This window comes from Glycomyces endophyticus (assembly GCF_039531525.1).
Lineage (GTDB): Bacteria > Actinomycetota > Actinomycetes > Mycobacteriales > Micromonosporaceae > Glycomyces > Glycomyces endophyticus.
In genome coordinates, this window is sequence record NZ_BAAAQF010000024.1 from 42,471 (window position 1) to 62,064 (window position 19,594).

Consider the following 19,594-nt stretch of genomic DNA (forward strand, 5'->3'; position numbering starts at 1 on the left):
CCCGCGGGGACGCCCGGCCTTCACGCGCGGGTCAGACCTCGATGTGCGAGCCGATGATCATCGTGCGGTCGCGGGGGAGCCGGAAGTGCTCGGCCGCGTCGGCCGTGATGTGCGAGGTCGCGATGAACAGGTGCTTGCGCCACGTCGCCATCGTCCTCCCCTTGCCCGGCTTGAGCTGGATCGTCGACAGGAAGTACGTGGCCCGGTCGAGGTTGAGCCGCCGCCCCTCGGCCTGCTCGGGGTCGATCGCCTCCAGCGCGCGCGGCACGTCCGGGGTCTCCATGTAGCCGAACCGGGCGGTCACGTGGATGACCGCGTCCCGGACGTCGCCGAGCTGGTCGACGGTGAGCCGGTCGGGCTCGCCCACGCGCGGCACCGGCTCGGTCACCACCGAGAGGACCACGATCTGCGAGTGCCGGGCGTGGTTCTGCTCCAGGTTCGAGCGCATGGCGAGCGGGGCGCTGTGCTTGCCGCGGTCGAGGAACACCGCCGTGCCCGGGACCCGGGCCACCTTCGGCTCGCCCTCGCGGAGCTTGTCGACGAACTCCCGCAGGGAGCCCTCGCGGCGCTCGCGCTCGCCGGTGACGACCTCGCGGCCCTTCTGCCAGGTGATCATGACGGTGAACGCGAGGACGCCGATGAGCAGCGGCAGCCACGCGCCGTGGATGATCTTCGTCGAGCTGGCGGCCAGGAACACCACGGTGATGGCGAGCAGGAGGCCGCCGCCGGTCGCCAGCAGCCACTTCGGGGCGCCCCAGCGGACGCGGGCGACGTACAGGAACAGCAGCACCACGATGACGATCGTCCCGATGACGGCCATGCCGTACGCGAACGCGAGCGCCTCCGAGGTGCGGAACGCGAACACCAGGACCAGGACCGACACCATGAGCAGCCAGTTGATCCACGGCACGTAGATCTGGCCGTACTGGTGCTCGGAGGTGTGCGCGATGCGCAGCCGCGGCAGGTACCCCAGCTCGGACGCCTGCGAGGCGACCGAGAACGCGCCCGAGATGACCGCCTGGGCGGCGATGACGGTGGCGACGGTGGTGAGCACGAGCAGCGGGATGCGCAGCGCCTCGGGCGCGAGGAGGAAGAACGACCCGGAGATGTTCCCGGTGTCCTCCAGGATGAGCGCGCCCTGGCCCATGTAGTTGAGCATCACGGCGGGGAAGACGATGCCGATCCAGGCCCTGGAGATCGGCTTGCGCCCGAAGTGGCCCATGTCGGCGTAGAGGGCCTCGGCGCCGGTGAACGTGAGGATGACCGCGGCGAGCGCGAAGAACGCGACCCCGAAGTTGCCGAAGACGAAGTCGATCGCGTACCCGGGGGAGAGGGCCTTGAGGATCTCGGGGTTGCGGGCGACGCCGCCGACGCCGAGGAGCGCGAGCGCGCCGAACCAGACGCACATGATCGGGCCGAACCAGCGGCCGATGACGTGGGTGCCGCGCTTCTGGAAGGCGAACAGCATCACGATGATGACCGCCGTCGCGGGGATGATGGCCGCTTCGAGCCCGGTGCTGACCGTCTTGACGCCCTCGACCGCGGAGAGCACCGAGATCGCGGGGGTGATCATCGAGTCGCCGAGGAACAGCGCGGCGCCGAAGATGCCCAGGGCCGCGAGGGTGAGAGCGGCCTTGCGGCTCCGCCCCGAGGCGTGGCGGCGGATCAGCGTGATGAGGGCCATGATGCCGCCCTCGCCGTCGTTGTCGGCGCGCATGGCGATGCCGACGTAGAAGACGGTGACGATGATCGTGACCGACCAGAAGATCAGCGAGACGATGCCGTACACGTTGGCGGTGTTCACCGGCACCGGGTGCGGGTCGGCCGGGTTGAAGATCGTCTGGAGGGCGTAGATGGGGCTGGTGCCGATGTCGCCGTAGACGACGCCGAGCGCGCCGACGAGCAGGGCGAGGCGCAGCGGGCCGCCATTTCCGGGGTGTCGCGGGGGCGCGCCGACGGGTGTCCGGTCGAGCGTGCCCTCGCTGGTTTGAGCGGTCACGTGAGCTCCTTTCGTGCCGCACGCTAGCGCGATCCCGTGAAGGAATGCCCGGTCCTGGGCGTATTCACGTGAATCCATACGCGTTCTTGACACCGGCCGCGGCGATCCATACGCCTTCTTGACGCGCCCCCGGCGGGGCCGTCCGCGCGAATCCGGGGCCGGTGTCGGTCCCGCGGGGCACCATTGGACCCATGTCCCCGAGAGCACCGCGCGCCGCCGGCCCCCACCCGTCGCTCGCGCGGTTCTCACCGGCCACCGCCGCCTGGTTCGACCGGGCCTTCGGCACCCCGACCGCCGCCCAGCAGGGCGCCTGGGAGGCCCTGGGGGAGGACCGGGACGCCCTCGTCGTCGCGCCCACCGGCTCGGGCAAGACCCTCGCCGCGTTCCTGTCGGCCCTCGACGCCCTCGCCGCGGCGCCGCCGCCCGAGGACGCGAAGCACCGCTGCCGCGTCCTCTACCTCTCCCCGCTCAAGGCCCTCGGCGTCGACGTCGAGCGGAACCTCGCCGCGCCCCTCGACGGCATCCGCGAGGAGGCCGCCCGCCTCGGCCTGCCCTTCCCCGAGATCCGGGTCGCGATCCGCTCCGGCGACACCCCGCAGCACGAGCGCCGCTCGATCGCCAACCGGCCGCCCGACATCCTCATCACCACCCCCGAGTCGCTGTTCCTCATGCTCACCTCCGGCGCCCGCGACGCGCTCGCCGGCGTCGAGACCGTCATCCTCGACGAGGTCCACGCCGTCGCCGGCACCAAGCGCGGCGCGCACCTCGCGCTCTCCCTGGAGCGCCTCGACGCCCGCCTCGACCGGCCGGCCCGCCGCGTCGGCCTCTCCGCCACCGTCCGCCCCGTCGACGAGGTCGCCCGGTTCCTGTCCCCGAGCCGCGACGTCGCGATCGTGCAGCCGCCCTCCGACAAGCGCTGGGACCTGCGGGTCGTCGTCCCCGTCGCGGACATGTCCGCGCTCGGCGACGCCCCCGCCTCGCCCTCCTCGCCCGACCCGCGCCGGGCCGGCTCGATCTGGCCCCACGTCGAGGAGCGCATCGTCGACCTCATCGAGGCCCACCGCTCCACCATCGTCTTCGCCAACGCCCGCCGCGTCGCCGAACGCCTCTCCAACCGCCTCAACGAGATCGAATACGAGCGCCGCCACGGCGCCCCGCTCCCGGAGGACCACGGGCCCGCCGCGACCATGGGCGGCTCCGGCGCCGCCGCGGGCGCGCCGCCGGTCCTCTCCCGCACCCACCACGGCTCCATCTCCAAGGAGCAGCGCGCCGAGGTCGAAGGCGACCTCAAGGCCGGGCGCCTGCCCGCCGTCGTCGCCACCTCCAGCCTCGAACTCGGCATCGACATGGGCGCGGTCGACCTCGTCGTCCAGGTCGAGGCCCCGCCCTCGGTCGCCTCCGGCCTCCAGCGCGTAGGCCGCGCCGGGCACCAGGTCGGCGCCGTCTCGCGCGGCGTGTTCTTCCCCAAGGTCCGCTCCGACCTCATCCAGTCCGCGGTCGTCGCCGAGCGGATGCGCGAAGGCCGCATCGAGGCCCTCCGCGTCCCCGCCAACCCCCTCGACGTCCTCGCCCAGCAGCTCGTCGCCATCGCCGCCATGGACGAATGGGACGTCGGCGAGCTCCTCGGCCTCGTCCGCCGCGCCGCGCCCTTCGCGTCCCTCCCCGACTCCGCGTTCGACGCCGTCCTCGACATGCTCGCCGGCCGCTACCCCTCCGACGCGTTCGCCGAACTGCGCCCGCGCCTGGTCTGGGACCGCGCCGCCGGCACCGTCACCGGCCGCCCCGGCGCCCAGCGCCTCGCCGTCACCTCCGGCGGCACCATCCCCGACCGCGGCCTCTTCGGCGTGTTCCTCGCCGGGGCCGCCACCGGGCGCGGCGGCGGCCGCGTCGGCGAACTCGACGAGGAGATGGTCTACGAGTCCCGCGTCGGCGACGTCTTCACCCTCGGCACCTCCTCCTGGCGCATCCAGGAGATCACCCGCGACCGCGTCATGGTCGCCCCCGCCCCCGGCGTGCCCGGCCGCCTCCCGTTCTGGCACGGCGACGGCCTCGGCCGCCCCCTCGAACTCGGCCGCGGCCTCGGCGAGTTCGTGCGCGAACTCGCCGCGCTCGACGACCCCGCCGCCCACGCCCGCCTCGCCGCCGCCGGCCTCGACGACTTCGCCGCCCGCAACGCCATCGCCTACCTCGCCGAGCAGCGCGAGGCCACCGGGCACGTCCCCGACGACCGCACCGTCGTCATCGAGCGCTTCCGCGACGAGACCGGCGACTGGCGCGTCGTCGTCCACTCCCCGTTCGGCGCCCAAGTCCACGCCCCCTGGGCCCTCGCCATCGGCGAGCGCCTGCGCGACCGCCACGGCGTCGACCCCCAGCTCATGCACCACGACGACGGCATCGTCCTGCGACTGCCCGACGGCGACCTCGCCGACGCGCTCCTGCGCGCCGACGACCTCCTCTTCGACCCCGCGACCATCGCCGACACCGTCACCCGCGCCGTCTCCGGCACCTCCCTGTTCGCCTCCCGCTTCCGCGAGGCCGCCGCCCGCGCGCTCCTGCTCCCGCACCGCCAGCCCGGCAAGCGCCAGCCCCTGTGGCAGCAGCGGCTCCGCTCCTCCCAGCTGCTGGAGGTCGCCGGCCGGTACCCGTCCTTCCCGATCATCCTCGAAGCCGTCCGCGAGGTCCTCCAGGACGTCTACGACGTCCCCGGCCTCACCGAGCTCATGACCGACCTCCGCTCCCGCGACGTGCGCCTCGTCGAGGTCGCCACCGCCGAACCCTCGCCCTTCGCCCGCTCCCTCCTCTTCGGCTACGTCGCCCAGTTCATGTACGAAGGCGACACCCCGCTCGCCGAGCGCCGCGCCGCCGCCCTCTCCCTCGACTCCCGCCTCCTCGCCGACCTCCTCGGCCAGGTCGAGCTCCGCGACCTCCTCGACCCCGCGGTCCTCGCCGAAGTGGAGGCCGAACTCCAGTGGCGCACCGCGGACCGCCGCGTCCGCGACGCCGAGGGCGTCGCCGACCTCCTCCGCGTCCTCGGCCCCCTCACCGACGCCGAACTCGCCGCCCGCGGCGCCGACCCCGCCTGGGCCGCGACCCTCGCCGACACCGGCCGCGCCTTCCGCGCCGACCTCGCCGGACGCCCCCACTGGGCCGCCGTCGAGGACGCCGGCCGCCTCCGCGACGCCCTCGGCACCGCCCTCCCCGCGGACCTCCCCGACGCCTTCACCGAACCCGTCGAGGACCCCCTCGGCGACCTCCTCGCCCGCTACGCCCGCACCCACGGCCCCTTCACCGCGACCGAGGCCGCCGCCCGGCACGGCCTCGGCCCCGCCGTCGCCGAACGCGCCCTCCGCCGCATCGCCCCCGACCGCCTCGTCGAAGGCGAGTTCCGGCCCGGCGGCGAGCACCTCGAATGGTGCGACGCCGGCGTTCTCCGCCGCCTGCGCCGCCGCTCCCTCGCCGCCCTCCGCAAAGAGCTCGAACCCGTCCCGCCCACCGCCCTCGCCGAGTTCCTGCCGCGCTGGCAGCACCTGGGCGGCAAGGAGTCCGGCGAGCGCCTCGAAGGGACCGACGGCCTCGCCCGCGCCATCGAGCAGCTCCAGGGCGCCGCCGTCCCCGCCTCCGCGCTGGAGCGGCTCGTCCTCCCCGGCCGCGTCGACGACTACCGCCCCGCGATGCTCGACGAACTGACCGCCTCCGGCGAGGTCGTCTGGGCCGGCGCGGGCGCGCTCCCCGGCACGGACGGCTGGATCGCCCTCTACCCCGCCGAGACCGCCCCGCTGCTCCTGCCCCCGCCGCGGGACCTCGACACCGCGGGCCTGCACGGCGCCGTCCTCGACGCCCTGGACGGCGGCTACGGCCTGTTCTTCCGCCAGCTCGCCGACCGCGTCCGCGACGGCGGCCACGCCGGGGCCGCCGACGCCGACCTCACCGCCGCCCTGTGGGACCTAGCCTGGTCGGGACGGATCACCAACGACACCCTCGCGCCCCTGCGGGCCCTCCTGAGCTCCGGCCGCACCCCCGGCGCCACGGCCCACCGGGCCCGGCGCGCCGCCCCGCGCGCCCGCTACGGCGGCGGCTGGCGCGGCCTCCAGCAGGCCGCCCCGAGCGGCCCCACCGTCGCGGGCCGCTGGTCCCTGCTGCCCGCCGCCGAGCCCGACCCGACCGTCCGCGCTCACGCGCTGGCCCACACCCTGCTCGACCGGCACGGCGTCGTCACCCGCGGCGCCGTCGCGGCCGAAGGGGTCGACGGCGGCTTCGCGAAGGTCTACCGGGTGCTGTCGGCGTTCGAGGAGTCCGGGCGGGCCCGCCGCGGCTACGTCGTGGACGGCCTGGGCGCGGCCCAGTTCGCCGTCGAGGGCGCGGTCGACCGCCTGCGCGCCACCGCGACCGACCGCGCCGAACCGGGCCCGGCGGTGGTCCTGGCCGCCGCCGACCCGGCGAACGCCTACGGCGCGGCCCTGCCCTGGCCCGAGCCGGCCTCGGGCCACAAGCCGGGTCGCAAGGCCGGGGCCCTCGTGGTCCTCGTCGGCGGCGAGCTCGCCCTCTACCTCGAACGCGGCGGCAAGAGCCTCCTCGCTTGGCCCGCATCGGCGATCGAGGACGACCCGCGCCTGCCGGCCGCCGTCGCGGCCCTCGCCGAGGCGGTCCGCGCGGGCCGCGCCGGGGCCCTCCACATCGAACGCGTCAACGACGACTTCGCGCCGGGCTCACCGCTCGCCCCAAGCCTGCGGGCGGCCGGGTTCCACCCGACGCCGCAGGGTTTCCGCGTGCGCCCCTGAGCGTCGGCGCCGGCTCCGCCAGCCGACGGACCGGCCCCTCGTTCACCGGCGCCGCCCCAGGCGCAGCCAGTAGTCCTCGCGCCCGGTGTCGAGCGGGCGCGGCTCCTCGCGGAAGAACGGGAGGCGGTTGAGCATGAGCTGGACGGCGGGGGCGTTGGCCATGCCCCGGTAGATGTCGATCGACCAGAGCCCGTTGACGATCACGAGTGCGCGCAGCCGCTGCTCGATCCCGCGCCCGGCCAGCAGGTCGAGCTCGTGGTCGGCCTGGATGCGGGTGCTCGGCATGACCGGGGCCCACAGCACGTAGCGGGCGAGCTCCCACAAGGGGTCGCCGATCATGACGGCCTCCCAGTCGAACACTCCGGCGATCGCGTCGCCCTCGACCGTGTAGTTGCCGGGGTTGAGGTCGCCGTGGATGAGCCGGCGCTCCAGCGGGATCGACGCGGTGATGCCGAGGGCCGTCGCCGTCAGCTCCTCGGCCATCTCGCGGTCGGCGCGGTCCTCCAGGTAATCCCAGTTCTCGGGGAGGAGCGAGCGGAGCTGCGCGGTCCAGTCCGGGGCCGCGCCGTCGCCCGTGGCGGGGTCGACGGAGCCCCAGCCCGCGGAGTCGCCGAGGTCGGTCGCGGCGATGTCCTCGACCACCGCGCGCACGGCCGGGGCGCAGCGGCGCTGGTGGGCCTCGTCGGAGGTCGTGAGGTGGACGCCGCCGAGGCGCTCGGAGACGCAGCAGTACGCGCCCTCGCCGATCGGTCCGACGTGCAGGACCTCGGGAACGGGCACCTTCGTGCCGGCGAGGGCGCGCGCGGCCCAGGCGTCCTTGTCGAAGCCCACGCGCCGGGGCGCGATGCGCAGCACGAGGTCGCGCCCGTCCGAGCGGAAGGCGAACGCCTGGGAGACCTCGCCTTCGGCGAGCGGGGTCCAGTCGTGAACGGAGCCGAGGAGGCCGCGCATCGCCTGCGCGGCCTCCTCGCTGGAGATGGCGGTCTTCACCGGGTCCACGCTAGGGGCCCGAGCCGGTTCCGCCAATCGGTTTTCCCCGCTACCAGGTCACCGGGAGTTCGCCGACACCGTAGAAGTTCTGGTCGGTCCGCAGCGGCACCTGCGCGGCGGGCACGGCCAGGCGCAGGCCCGGCAGGCGCCGGATGAGGCGCTCGAAGGCGATGCGCATCTCGACCCGGGCGAGCTGCTGCCCGAGGCACTGGTGGACGCCGTGCCCGAAGGTCATGTGGCCCTTGGCGTCTCCGGCGACGTCGAACACGTCCGCTTCGTCGAAGTGCGCGCCGTCGCGGTTGGCGGTCTGCACCGAGACGGTCATGAACTCCCCGGCGGCGATCCGTTCGCCTTCGAACTCGAAGTCCTCCGCGGCCTGGCGGATGATGCCGGTGTGGATGACCCCGACGTAGCGAAGCAGCTCCTCCACGGCGTTCGCCATCAGCTCGGGCCGCTCGCGCAGGAGGTCCCACTGGTCGCGGTTCTCCAGCAGCGCCATGGTGCCGAGGCCGATCATCTTCGCGGTGGTCTCGTGCCCGGCGACGAGCAGGAGCATCGCCATGCCGACGACCTCCTCCTCCGACAGGTCCGCGTCGGCGGCGAGGTCGGAGAGCAGGTCGTCCTGCGGCTCGGCCCGCTTGGCGGCGACGAGCCCGGCGATGAACCCCATGATGCGCATGCTCGCCTCGGCCTTCTCCTCGGCGGAGACGGTCATGGTCATGACCGTGGCGGCGTCACCGGTGAAGTGGTCCTGGTCGGCGCGCGGCACCCCGAGGAGCTCGGAGATCACCAGGGCCGGCACGGGGAGCGCGAACTCGGCCACGAGGTCGGCGCCGCCGCCGGCCGCCTCCAGCGCGTCGAGGCGCTCCTCCACGATCTCGGCGACGCGCGGCTCCAGGAGCCGCATCCGGCGGACGGTGAAGACGCCGGTGAGCTTGCGCCGCAGGCGGGTGTGGTCCGCGCCGTCCATCTCGATGAACATGCCGGGCGTGACCGGCAGCGGGCCCGCGTAGTCGCCCATGGCCTCGACCTGGGGCATCGGAATCGGCACCTTGATCGGGGCGACGAGTCGGGACCTGAAGCGCGGGTCGGCGAGGACCTTGCGGCCCAGGCGGTGGTCGGTGACGATCCACCCGAGCGTGCCGTCGGGGAAGTAGCGCAGGCGCCGCAGCGGGGCCTCGCGGTGGAGGGCCATGAGGGCGGCCGGGGGGTCGTAGCGGGTCTCGCGGTCAAGCGGGATGCCGTAGGGGACGGTGTCGGTCATCGGGTGCTCCTCGTCGCAGTCGCGGTGCCTTTCTGCGTATAAACATAATATACGTATACGCGTGCGCGCAAGCCTCCCCGCGCCCGATCCGAACGGCCGCACCGGCGGCCCGCCCGCCGCACCGGCTTGGCTACCCTCTGGCATGCGCACCTGGCAGACCGACACCGCGACCTGGCGCCACGGGCCCTGGTCGATCGAGCGGCGCGGCGGCGACCTGACCGACCTCGCCTACGACGGCCGGCCCGTCCTCTCCGGCGTCCGCGCCGCCGCCCAGGACCAGGACGGCAACGCCGCGACCTGGCAGGCCGAAGTCATCGACGACGCCGACGCGCTCCGCCTCGCCCTCCACTGCGACGGCGCGCCGCTCCGCGGCACCCTCACCGCGAGCCCCGCAGGCGACACGCTCACCATCACGCTCGAACTCGACGCCGACCCCGAAGCGCCGCAAGCCTTCCAAGTCGCACTGGTCGCCCGCCACTCCGCCAGGCTCGCCGGGACCGCGCTGCGCGCCCGCCGCCCCGACGGCACCGTCGAGGACACCGCCTTCCCGGTGCGCATCGGCCCGCGCCCGCCGGTCGCCGACGTCGCCGCCCTCGCCTGGGAGCACGGCGGCCTCGCCGTCGACCTCGCCTTCACCGGCGCCGCGTGCACGATGGCGGACCCGCGCGGCCGGGCCGACGCCGCCTACGAGACCGGCCCGCGCCCGGCCGCCGGACCCCTCCGCCAGCGCCTCGTCCTCACCGTCGCGCCACGCGGCCCCGCCCCCGGACCCGAGTCCCGCACGCGCCTCGTCCTCGCCCCCGGCGGCCTGTTCCCCGAGATCGCCCTCGGCGCCGCCACCGCGCCGAGCTCCGACGCCGACCCCGCCCCGGACCTCCCGCTCCTCGGCGGCACCGTGCTGGTCGAACTCGACCTCCGCACCCCGAACTGGCACGCCGCCCTCGAACGCGCCGCGAGCCCCGGCCTCCCGCTCGACGTCCGCGTCACCGTCCCCTGGTCCGGATCGGACCTCGCGATCCTCACCGACTTCCTCGCGCCCCACGCCGTCGCGCGCATCGCCGCCTTCGACCCCGACACTCACCTCACCAGCGCCGCCGCCCTCGACGCCCTCCGCACGGCCCTCGCCGCCGCCGGACTCCACCCGCCGCTCGTCGGCGGCACCCGGTCCCACTTCGCCGCCCTGCACCGCGACCCGGCCGGAGTCCCCGAGGACACCGAGGCACTCGCCTTCGCCGTCGCGCCCCTGTCCCGCGACACCGGCACCGAGCAGCTCCTCGCCTCCGTCCCGGTGCAGCGCCAGGTCGCCCGCCAGGCCGTCGCCGACGCCGGCGGCCGCTTGGTCCTCATCGGACCGATCACGCTGCGGCCCCGCTTCGACGACACCCGCACCGGCGCGCAGCTCATGTCCACGCGCCCGGACCTCGCCGACGGCTACGGCGCCGAGTTCACCGGCGCCGCCGACCCGCGCCAGCGCGACGACCCCCTGGCCGCCTGGACGATCGCCGCGGCCGCCGCCCTCGCCGTCCCCGGCGTCGCGGGCCTCGCCTGGTACGAGGAGTGGGGCCCGCGCGGCATCCGCTCCGCCGCGGGCGACCCCTACCCCGTCGCGGCCGTCCTGGAGACCCTCGACGACATGTCCGCGGGGGAGCTGCTGTGGGCCGAGCACCCCGACGAGCACGTCTGGGCCCTCGGCTCCCGCACCGCCTCCCGCGTCCGCATCGCCGTCGCCAACCTCGACCGCCGCCCCCGCACCTGCACGATCGCCTTCGCCGGCGAGGAGCTCACCCTCGTCCTCGGCCCCCTCGGCTGGGCCGTCGTCGACTAGGGGCCGACGGCACGCCGCTCCGCGCGCACGGCGACGTCGACCAGTCCAGGGGCCCGCGCCGCCCGTCCTCGACCCGTCCCGGCGCGTCCAGCTCCGCAACGCCCCCGACCTCGCCCACCCCGGCCGCCCGTGGCGCGGCCGTCTCCCGCCGCGGCCGAACCCGTCGTCGCATTCGGACCGTGCCATAAAATCGGGAACATGAGCACTGTGCTGGTCATCGGACTGGGCGACATGGGGGACCGCGTGGCCGCGGGCCTCGCCGCGAGCGGGTTCGTCGGGCGGCTGGTCGTCGCCAGCCGGTCCGAGGTGAACGTGGGCCAGACCGCCGCGACGCTCGCGAGCGCCGCCGACTGCCTCGTCGAAGGCGCGCCCCTGGACGCCACCCGCCCCGACGACGTCGCCGAGCTCCTCGGCCGCGTCCGCCCCGACCTGGTCGTCCAGTGCGCCTCGCTGCGCAGCCCGTGGGCGCTGGCCGATCGCGGCGACCCGGCCGCGAAGGCCGTCGCCGCCGCCGGTCTCGGCCTGCGGCTGCCGTACCAGGTCCCCGTGGTGCTCAACGTGATGCGCGCGGTCCGCGAGGCGGGCCTCGACGTCCCGGTCGCGAACCTGTCCTTCCCCGACGTGACCGGCCCGGTCCTGGAGCGCGCCGGCCTCGCGCCCACGCTGGGCCTCGGCAACGCCGGGATGGTGCTCCGGCGCGTGCGCGCGGTCCTGCGCGAGGAGACCGGCGGCGTGATCCCGCCGCTCGTGCGCGTCGTCGGCCACCACTCGCAGCTGACGCCCGTCATGACCGCCGCGGACCCCGGGCCCGAGGACCGCTGCCGCGTCTACCTCGGCGAGGAGGGCCGCCGCGACGACGCCGCCGCCTACCGCGCCCCGGCGATCGACCCGGGCCTGCGCTGGAACTTCCTCACCGCCGCGGCCACGCTGCCAGTCCTGGAGGCACTGCTGCCGGAGTCCCGGGTCCTGCGCTGGTCCGTGCCCTCGCCCGGCGGGCTCCCGGGCGGCTACCCGGTCCGCATCCAGGCGGGCGCGGTCGAACTCGACCTCCCGCGCGACGAGTCCATCGAGGACGCGATCGCCTTCAACGAGCGGATGGCCCGCGGCGACGGCGTCGAGCGCGTCGACGCCGACGGCACCGTCCACTTCACCGACGCCGCCCGCGAGGCCGTGGCGGGCGTCGCCCCCGACCTCGCCGAGCCGCTCGCGCTCGCCGACATGGACGCCCGCGCCGCGCGCCTGGACGAGGTGCTCGGCGTCTAACGGCAGTTCATGCCCTTGAGCTCGATCAGCACCAGTCGCATGAGCTCGCCCAGGTCACTCGGCTCGGGGTCGGCGACCCACTGGGCGTAGGCGACCTTGAACACCGCCACGCCGGACTCGGCGGCCAGGCTCGCGGCGGGCTCGGCCACGCCCCGCCGGCGCAGACCCGCCGCGAGCGTGTCGGCCAGCCACGCGAGTTTGACCGCTTCGCGCTCGCGCAGTTCGGCGTTCCCGGCGACCACCGCCTGACGCTGCCGCGCGTATGTGTGCCGGTCGGTGAAGAACGCGGCGACGGCCTTGAGGACCTCGGCGACCGTCTCCATCGGCTCGGTGGACGGCGGCGCCGCCTCGATCGCCGCCGCGAACCCGGTGACGAGCGGGTTCGCGTCAGGGAACAGGACTTCGCGCTTGTCGGCGAAGTGCCGGAAGAAGGTCCGCTCGGTGAGCCCGGCCCGCCCGGCGATCTCGGCGACGGTGACCTGCTCGAACCCGCGTTCGGTGAACAGCGCCATCGCGGCCTCCTCGAGGCGTCCGCGCGCGTTCGGCTCCCAGCGTCCCATGGTGGCGATCCTACCGATGTCAGGCACTGACATGACGGTGCTACGGTTGATGTCAGGCACTGACATCAGGCCGGGATCGTCCGGCCCCACCACCAGGAGGTCTCCTTCATGCGTGTCTTCATCACCGGTGCGTCCGGTTTCATCGGCTCCGCGGTCTCCGGCGAGCTCCTCGCCGCGGGCCACGCCGTCACCGGCCTCGCCCGCTCCGACGCCTCCGCCGCCGCGCTCGCCGCGGCCGGGGTCGAGGTCCGCCGCGGCACCATCGACGACCTCGACGTCCTGCGCGAGGAGTCCCTCGCCGCCGACGCCGTCGTCCACCTCGCCTTCAAGCACGACATCGCCTTCTCCGGCCGCTTCGACGACGCGGTCGACGCCGACCGCGCCGCCGTCGAGGCGATCGGCGAGGCCCTCGCCGGCTCCGGCAAGGCCTTCGGCATCGCCTCGGGGGTTCCCGTGTCGGACGGCGGCCCCACCAGTGAGGACCAGGGCCACGACACCGACGCCGCCACCACCGGCCCGGCGGCCCGGTTCGCCGTCGCCGAGTACGCCCTCGGCCTCGCCGCCCGCGGCGTCCGCTCGATGGTGTTCCGCTTCCCGATCGTCTACGGCGAGGGCGACCCCGGCTTCACCGCGACGCTCGTCGCCACCGCCCGCGACAAGGGCGTCGCGGGCTACCTCGGCGACGGCGCCAACCGGTGGTCCGGCGTCCACCGCGCCGACGCCGCGGTCCTGCTCCGCCTCGCGGTCGAGCGGGCCCCCGCCGGGTCCACGCTCCACGTCGTCGCCGACGAGGGGGTCGCGATCCGCGACCTCGCCGCGGTCATCGGCCGCGGCCTCGGCGTCCCGACCGCCTCGATCGCGCCGGAGGACGCGGCGGCCCACTTCGGCTGGCTCGCGGGCTTCGTCGGCGCCGACCGGGCCGCGTCGAGCGCGTTCACCCGCGAGCTCCTCGGCTGGACCCCGACGCGCCCGGGGTTTCTCGACGACCTCGACAAGGGCCACTACTTCGCGCTCGGTTCGCCGCAGGGCGAATAACCGCGCCCGCCGCGGCTACTTCCCCAAGCGCCGGATAGATCCGCCCGAAGCACGCATACTGATGTGGTTTCGGAGCTGAACGGGGAGGTGCATGCCATGCGCGCGTTGACTGTCGAGCCCGGCGTCAAGGGGTCGCTCAAGCTGGAGGACGTCGACGAGCCGGTGCCCGGTCCGGGCGAGCTGCTCGTCGACGCCGTATCGCTCGGGGTGTGCGGCACCGACCGCGAGCTCGCCGACGGCGACTACGGCTGGGCCCCGCCGGGGGCCGACCGCCTCATCATCGGGCACGAGTCGCTCGGCCGGGTCCGCGAGGCCCCCGAGGGCAGCGGGTTCGCGCCGGGCGACCTCGTCGTCGGCGTCGTCCGCCGCCCCGACCCCGAGCCGTGCGGCGCGTGCGCCCGCGGCCTGTTCGACAACTGCCGCAACGGGCAGTACACCGAGCGCGGCATCAAGGAGATCCACGGCTACGCCAGCGAAGTGTGGACCGTGGAGGCCGACTACGCCGTCAAGCTCGACCCCTCGCTCGCCGACGTCGGCGTGCTCCTGGAGCCGATGAGCGTCCTCGTCAAGGCCTGGGAGCAGATCGACAAGGTCGGCGGCCGCTCCTGGTTCGACCCGAAGTCGGTGCTCGTCACCGGCGCCGGGCCGATCGGGCTCCTCGCCGCGCTCATCGGCGCCCAGCGCGGGCTCGACGTGCACGTCCTCGACCGCGCCGCCGACGGGCACAAGCCCGACCTGGTCCGCTCGCTGGGCGCCACCTACCACTACGAGGGGTTCCCCAAGGCGATCGAGGCGGTCGTGCCCGACATCGTCATCGAGGCCACCGGCGCCGAGGCGCTCGTGTTCGACGCGATGGCCGCGACGGGCGCGTTCGGCGTCACCTGCCTGACGGGCGTCTCGCCCGCGGGGCGGCGCGTGAACGTCGACGCGGGCAGCCTGAACCGCGACATCGTCCTGGAGAACGACGTCGTCGTCGGCTCGGTCAACGCCAACCTCGACCACTGCGCGCGGGCCGCGACCGCGCTCGCCGAGTCCGACCGCGACTTCCTCAAGGGCCTCATCACGAAACGGGTGCCGCTGGGGGAGTACCAGGACGCCTTCCACGCCGGCTCGGGCGAGGTCAAGGTCGTCATCGACATCGAGGGCGCCGCCTGACGGGCTCCGATCCCGATTGCCGGACGGCCGGTCGAACCGTACGATCGGCTCATGCACCCGAAAGCGCTTGCTCACCGTGCGGTCATGCTCGACGGCGCCCGTCCCGCCCGATCCGTCCTCCGCCTCCTGGCCCGGCGCCCCTGGCGGCTCACCGCGGCGTTCGCCGCGTTCGCGGTCAAGGAGGTCCCGCTGTGGTTCCTCCCGGTCGTGACCGCGGCGATCATCGACCTCGTCTCGACCGACGGGTCGGTCACCGCCGTCCTCGGCTGGCTCGGCCTCGCCGTCCTCCTGCTGGTCCAGAACTACCCCAACCACATCGTGTACACCCGCAACTTCATGACCGTCGTGCGCGACACCGGCGCCGACCTGCGCAACGCCCTCGCCGCGCGCCTCCAGAGCCTCTCGATCGGCTACTACACGCGCACCAGCGCCTCCATCGTCCAGAACAAGGTCGTGCGCGACGTCGAGAACGTCGAGCAGATGCTCCAGCAGATGACCCACCCGGCGCTGTCCTCGGTCATGGTCCTCGGCGGCGCGATCACCATGACCGCCATCGCGGTCCCGCAGTTCCTGCCGATCTACGCACTCACCGTCCCCATCGCCATCGGCCTGCGCGCCGCCCTCAAGCGCCGCTCGCGCGCCCGCAACGAGCGGTTCCGCCGCGAGATGGAGGGCTTCGCCGCCCGCGTCGGCGAGATGGCCTCCCTCATCCCCGTCACCCGCGCCCACGGCCTGGAGCAGACCGCGGTCTCGCGGGTCGCCAGCGGCGCCGACGGCGTCCGCCGCGCCGGCCTCCACCTCGACATGCTCAACGGGCACGTCGCCTCGATCTCCTGGGTCACCATGCAGGTCCTCGGCGTCGGCTGCCTCGGCGTCGCCGCCGTCTTCGCGATCACCGGGTTCCTCCCCATCAGCCCCGGCGAGGTCGTCCTCCTGTCGACCTACTTCGCGCTCCTGACCCAGGGCCTCACCAACCTGCTCATGCTCATCCCGATCGGCGCCCGCGGCATGGAGTCGGTCCGCTCGATCGCCGAGGTCCTCCAGGACCCCGACATCGAGCAGAACGAGTGCAAGCGCCCCGTCGACGCCGTCACCGGCCGCCTCGTCCTCGAAGACGTCTCGCACCGGTACGCCGGGGCCGAGTCCGAAGCGGTGCAAGGGGTCTCGCTCGACGTCGCCGCCGGCACCACCGTCGCCTTCGTCGGCTCCTCCGGCTCGGGCAAGTCCACCCTGCTCAACCTGGTCCTCGGCTTCGTGCGGCCCACCTCCGGCCGCATCCTCCTCGACGGCGTCGACATGCAGGAGCTCGACCTGCGCACCGCCCGCCGCTTCACCTCCGTCGTCCCGCAGGAGTCCGTCCTCTTCGAAGGCACCATCCGCGAGAACGTCGGCTACGGCATGCCCGACGCCGACGAGGACCGCATCACCGCGGCCCTGCAGGACGCCAACGCCTGGGAGTTCGTGCGCCACCTCCCCGACGGCCTCGACACCGTCGTCGGCGAGCGCGGCGCCCGCCTCTCCGGCGGCCAGCGCCAGCGCCTCGCCATCGCCCGCGCCCTGGTCCGCGACCCGCGCATCCTCCTGCTCGACGAGGCCACCTCCGCGCTCGACCCCGAGGCCGAGGAGCTCGTCAAGGAGGCCCTGGGCCGCCTCATGCGCGGCCGCACCACCCTCGTGGTCGCCCACCGGCTCTCCACGATCCGCCAGGCCGACGTCATCGTCGTCCTCGACCACGGCCGCATCGTCGAACAGGGCTCCCACACCGAACTCCTCGACGCCTCCGGCCGCTACGCCCGCATGCACCTGACCCAGTCCGGCGCACGCTGAAGGGGGCGGGCCGCGCATGCGCGGCCCGCCCCCTTCACCCCCGTGCTACGCGGGCAGGTTCCAGACCTGGGTCCAGAGGCCGTTGCAGTCGTAGATCTGCAGCTTGGTGCCGTCGGCGGTGCCGCCCGCCGAGATGTCGAGGCAGCGGCCCGACTGCGGGTTCAGCAGGGAGCCGTTCGACTGCGGCGTCCAGATCTGGGCGCCGGAGCCGTTGCACTCCCACAGCTGCACGGGCGTGCCGTTCGCCGTGCCCTGCGCGTCGACGTCGAGGCACTTGCCGAAGGCCCGGAGCGAGCCGTCGGCGTACCGCGACCAGTCCTGGCCCGAGGCCGTGCCGCACGCGTAGATCTGCGCGCGGTTCCCGTTCGTCGAGGTGTTGGTGTCTACGTCGAGGCACTTGCCCGTCTGCGGGTTCACCACCGCGCCCGTCGCGCCGGGCACCGTGCCGATCCCGAAGCGCACCTCGCACTGGTTGTTCTGGCCCAGCCAGGTCGCGGCCAGGTACAGGTAGCTCGTGCCGTTCTCGCGCGGGATCGCCGGCGTCGAGTAACCGGGGCAGGAGGGGCCGGAGGAGTACCCGCCGGTCGGGTTCACGGTGACCGGCGTGGTCGCCTCGAACCAGTCGCCCGCGCCGAGGTTCCGGTTGGCGAACAGCACCGCCCCGGACTCGGCGAGCACGGTCTTGTTCCCGGTCGGGCCCGCGACCACGCGCTGGCCCGAGATGAGGAGCGTCCCGTTCGGGCCGCCCGCGGGCGTCCACGACACGTACGGGGTGTGCAGCAGCTCCCGCTCGTCGGAGGTCTGCACCAGGGTGCCGCGGTCGCCCGCCGCGCCCCAGTTCAGGCCGTCGTCGGAGTACTTGATGTAGACCTCGCACGCGTGGTCGGCGTTGGTGGCGTCGCGGCACAGCTCGTAGCTCATGACGAAGCGCCCGTCGGGCAGCTCGGCGAAGGTCTGCATGCCCGGGCGCAGCAGGTTGTCGGCCGGGAAGACCACGTCGTCCTGGATGCCCGAGCTCCAGCTCGCGCCGCCGTTGGTCGAGGTGTAGTGCGCGATCTTCTGGTTGTTGGTGGCGCTGTTGGACGGCCGCTCGTCGGAGATGAAGCACGCGAGGGTGCCGTTGTCGGCGACGAGGAACGTCGGCTCCCAGATGCCGTGGCCCCACCCGTTCGGCTGGCCCGAGGTCGAGGTGCAGTTGGACAGGAACGTCCAGCTCGTGCCGCCGTTGGTGCTCTTGAAGACCTCGACCTTCTGCGCCGAGTAGTTGCCCACGTCCCAGGCCGTGCCGGCGGCGAGCAGGTCGCCCGCGTTCAGCCCGGTGATGTTTCGCGGGACCTCGAAGAGGGTGGGCGCCTCGATGTCCCAGCCGGGCGTGTTCGAGCTGATCTCGGAGATCTGCGACCAGCTGGTGCCGCCGTTGGTGGAGCGGTAGATCGGCAGCGTGGTGGCCGCGGAGCCGTGGCCGCCCTTGGCGAACGTGGCGAGCATGGTCTCGTTGGCGGAGCCGTCGTGCTCGAGGCCGATGGCGCGCGGGTACCCGGCGGTGCCGCTCGGGTAGGTCCCCAGGTTGGGGGAGTAGAGCACCGTGCCCGGGTACGCGGCCTCGGCCGGGGCGGCGATGAGGGCCTGCGCCCCGGCCGCGGCGAGGATCGCGGCCGCGAGCAGGGCGGCCCAGCGGCGGGCCTTGGCGGCCCACTGTCTTGTCACCGTCATGGGGGTTGCCTCCTGTGGAGTCGGTCCGCATCTTTGCAGACGTTGCAAACACCATGCCAGTAATTTGCCTACGTTGCAAGAGGCGGTTTCCATGACAAAACGCCCCCGGCCCTGGCAGTCGGGGGCGTCGACGGTTCCTTACGCCGCGGCCGTGCTCTCGCGGACCACGAGCCGGTGCGGCGCCACGACCTCCTCGGCCGGGGCCTCGGGGTCGTCGATGCGCGCGGCGATCCGGCGGACCGCCTCGCGGGCGATGAACGGCGTGTCGAGCGAGACCGTCGACAGCGAGGGTCGCGCGAACCGGCCCTCCTCGATGTCGTCGATGCCGACCACCGCCACGTCCTCGGGGACGCTGAGCCCGGCGTCGAAGACCGCGCGCATCGCCCCCACCGCCAGGAGGTCCGAGAAGCAGAAGATCGCGTCCGGCCGCGGCGAGAGCGCCAGCAGCGCGGTCGCCGCCTCGTACCCGTCGGTGCGGCTGTAGTGCGGCGCCGCGGTGGCGTACTCCGGCGGCGCCTCCAGCCCCGCCTCCTCCAGGGCCGCCTCGTACCCGGCGGTGCGCAGCAGCGGCGTGGAGTACTCCTCCAGCGGCTGCGCCCCGATCGCGGCGATGCGGGTGCGCCCGCTTCCGACCAGGTGCGCGACCGCGTCCCGCGCGGCCTGCACGTTGTCGATCGCCACGTGGTCGAACCGGCCGTCGAACTCGTGCTCGCCCAGGAGCACCAGGGGCATGTGCTCGGAGCGGTGCATGTCGAGCAGCTCGGACTTGGTCACCAGCGGGCTGAAGAGGATGCCGTCGAACAGCATCGTGCGGTCGTCGCCCATGAGCAGGCGCCGCTCACGCTCGTGGTCGTGCCCGGTCTGGTCGATCATCACGCGGTATCCGAACTCGGCGGCCGCGTCGATCACGTCCCGGGCGAGCTCGCTGAAGTACGGTACGTCGATCTCGGGCACCACGAGCGCGAGCATCCCCGTGCGGCCGGTGCGGAGGGTGCGCGCCACGGGGTTGGCGCGGTAGTCGAGTTCCTCGATGGCGGCGAGCACGCGCTGGCGCATTCGCTCGCTGACGTGGGCGTATCCGCTCACGACATTGGACACGGTGCGGACGGAGACCTGCGCCAGTTCGGCGACGTCGCGAAGTGTTGCCGGCATACTGCCCATCCTACCGTTTGCAACGTCGGCAAA

At 74.1% G+C, this 19,594-nt stretch carries 12 protein-coding genes; 6 read left to right on the forward strand and 6 right to left on the reverse strand.

Annotated elements, in window-relative coordinates; genetic code table 11:
- Positions 1-31: 31 nt before the first annotated feature.
- Complete coding sequence (locus tag ABD419_RS22490) at positions 32-1,999, reverse strand: potassium transporter Kup (RefSeq protein WP_425556165.1); 1,968 nt, start codon at positions 1,997-1,999, stop codon at positions 32-34.
- A 191-nt stretch (positions 2,000-2,190) separates the two neighbouring features.
- On the opposite strand from ABD419_RS22490, the gene ABD419_RS22495 reads away from it, so the two are divergent.
- Positions 2,191-6,777, forward strand: a complete 4,587-nt coding sequence (locus ABD419_RS22495) for an ATP-dependent helicase (RefSeq protein ID WP_344491511.1) — start codon at positions 2,191-2,193, stop codon at positions 6,775-6,777.
- Between the two features lie 42 nt (positions 6,778-6,819).
- Here the strand turns inward: ABD419_RS22495 and ABD419_RS22500 are convergent, their stop codons facing one another.
- Positions 6,820-7,767, reverse strand: a complete 948-nt coding sequence (locus ABD419_RS22500; protein WP_344491514.1) for a phosphotransferase — start codon at positions 7,765-7,767, stop codon at positions 6,820-6,822.
- Between the two features lie 49 nt (positions 7,768-7,816).
- Positions 7,817-9,031 carry a cytochrome P450 gene (locus ABD419_RS22505; RefSeq protein ID WP_344491517.1) on the reverse strand — a complete coding sequence of 405 codons (1,215 nt, stop codon included), beginning with the start codon at positions 9,029-9,031 and terminating at the stop codon, positions 7,817-7,819.
- A 142-nt stretch (positions 9,032-9,173) separates the two neighbouring features.
- On the opposite strand from ABD419_RS22505, the gene ABD419_RS22510 reads away from it, so the two are divergent.
- Both ABD419_RS22510 and ABD419_RS22515 read left to right on the forward strand, forming a co-directional pair.
- Positions 9,174-10,856, forward strand: a complete 1,683-nt coding sequence (locus ABD419_RS22510) for a D-apionate lactonase family protein (RefSeq protein ID WP_344491520.1) — start codon at positions 9,174-9,176, stop codon at positions 10,854-10,856.
- Between the two features lie 198 nt (positions 10,857-11,054).
- Entirely contained in the window at positions 11,055-12,119 is a 1,065-nt protein-coding gene (locus ABD419_RS22515; RefSeq protein WP_344491522.1) for a hypothetical protein, read from the forward strand.
- Here ABD419_RS22515 and ABD419_RS22520 read toward each other — a convergent pair.
- Positions 12,116-12,679: a TetR family transcriptional regulator gene (locus tag ABD419_RS22520; RefSeq protein WP_344491525.1), complete on the reverse strand. Its 564-nt coding sequence runs from the start codon at positions 12,677-12,679 to the stop codon at positions 12,116-12,118. The genes ABD419_RS22515 and ABD419_RS22520 overlap by 4 nt on opposite strands.
- Before the next feature lie 108 nt (positions 12,680-12,787).
- On the opposite strand from ABD419_RS22520, the gene ABD419_RS22525 reads away from it, so the two are divergent.
- The 3 genes from ABD419_RS22525 to ABD419_RS22535 all read left to right on the forward strand — a co-directional run bounded on the left by ABD419_RS22525 (position 12,788) and on the right by ABD419_RS22535 (position 16,696).
- The gene (locus ABD419_RS22525) at positions 12,788-13,714 is read left to right on the forward strand and encodes an NAD-dependent epimerase/dehydratase family protein (RefSeq protein ID WP_344491527.1); all 927 of its coding nucleotides are present in this window, start codon (positions 12,788-12,790) and stop codon (positions 13,712-13,714) included.
- Between the two features lie 96 nt (positions 13,715-13,810).
- Entirely contained in the window at positions 13,811-14,869 is a 1,059-nt protein-coding gene (locus tag ABD419_RS22530) for a glucose 1-dehydrogenase (protein WP_344491530.1), read from the forward strand.
- A 51-nt stretch (positions 14,870-14,920) separates the two neighbouring features.
- Entirely contained in the window at positions 14,921-16,696 is a 1,776-nt protein-coding gene (locus tag ABD419_RS22535; RefSeq protein ID WP_344491533.1) for an ABC transporter ATP-binding protein, read from the forward strand.
- 45 nt (positions 16,697-16,741) lie between these two features.
- On the opposite strand, the gene ABD419_RS22540 is transcribed toward ABD419_RS22535, so the two are convergent.
- Entirely contained in the window at positions 16,742-18,409 is a 1,668-nt protein-coding gene (locus tag ABD419_RS22540; protein WP_344491536.1) for a ricin-type beta-trefoil lectin domain protein, read from the reverse strand.
- Positions 18,410-18,547: 138 nt separating this feature from the next.
- Entirely contained in the window at positions 18,548-19,561 is a 1,014-nt protein-coding gene (locus ABD419_RS22545; RefSeq protein WP_344491539.1) for a LacI family DNA-binding transcriptional regulator, read from the reverse strand.
- Between the last annotated feature and the right edge of the window lie 33 nt (positions 19,562-19,594).

Coding starts and splice junctions, on each gene's coding strand:
- ABD419_RS22535 (WP_344491533.1), top strand. CDS start 14,921: ATGCACCCGAAAGCGCTTGCTCACCGTGCGGTCATGCTCGACGGCGCC.
- ABD419_RS22530 (WP_344491530.1), top strand. CDS start 13,811: ATGCGCGCGTTGACTGTCGAGCCCGGCGTCAAGGGGTCGCTCAAGCTG.
- ABD419_RS22525 (WP_344491527.1), top strand. CDS start 12,788: ATGCGTGTCTTCATCACCGGTGCGTCCGGTTTCATCGGCTCCGCGGTC.
- ABD419_RS22545 (WP_344491539.1), bottom strand. CDS start 19,561: ATGCCGGCAACACTTCGCGACGTCGCCGAACTGGCGCAGGTCTCCGTC.
- ABD419_RS22510 (WP_344491520.1), top strand. CDS start 9,174: ATGCGCACCTGGCAGACCGACACCGCGACCTGGCGCCACGGGCCCTGG.
- ABD419_RS22495 (WP_344491511.1), top strand. CDS start 2,191: ATGTCCCCGAGAGCACCGCGCGCCGCCGGCCCCCACCCGTCGCTCGCG.
- ABD419_RS22515 (WP_344491522.1), top strand. CDS start 11,055: ATGAGCACTGTGCTGGTCATCGGACTGGGCGACATGGGGGACCGCGTG.
- ABD419_RS22520 (WP_344491525.1), bottom strand. CDS start 12,679: ATGGGACGCTGGGAGCCGAACGCGCGCGGACGCCTCGAGGAGGCCGCG.
- ABD419_RS22540 (WP_344491536.1), bottom strand. CDS start 18,409: ATGACGGTGACAAGACAGTGGGCCGCCAAGGCCCGCCGCTGGGCCGCC.
- ABD419_RS22505 (WP_344491517.1), bottom strand. CDS start 9,031: ATGACCGACACCGTCCCCTACGGCATCCCGCTTGACCGCGAGACCCGC.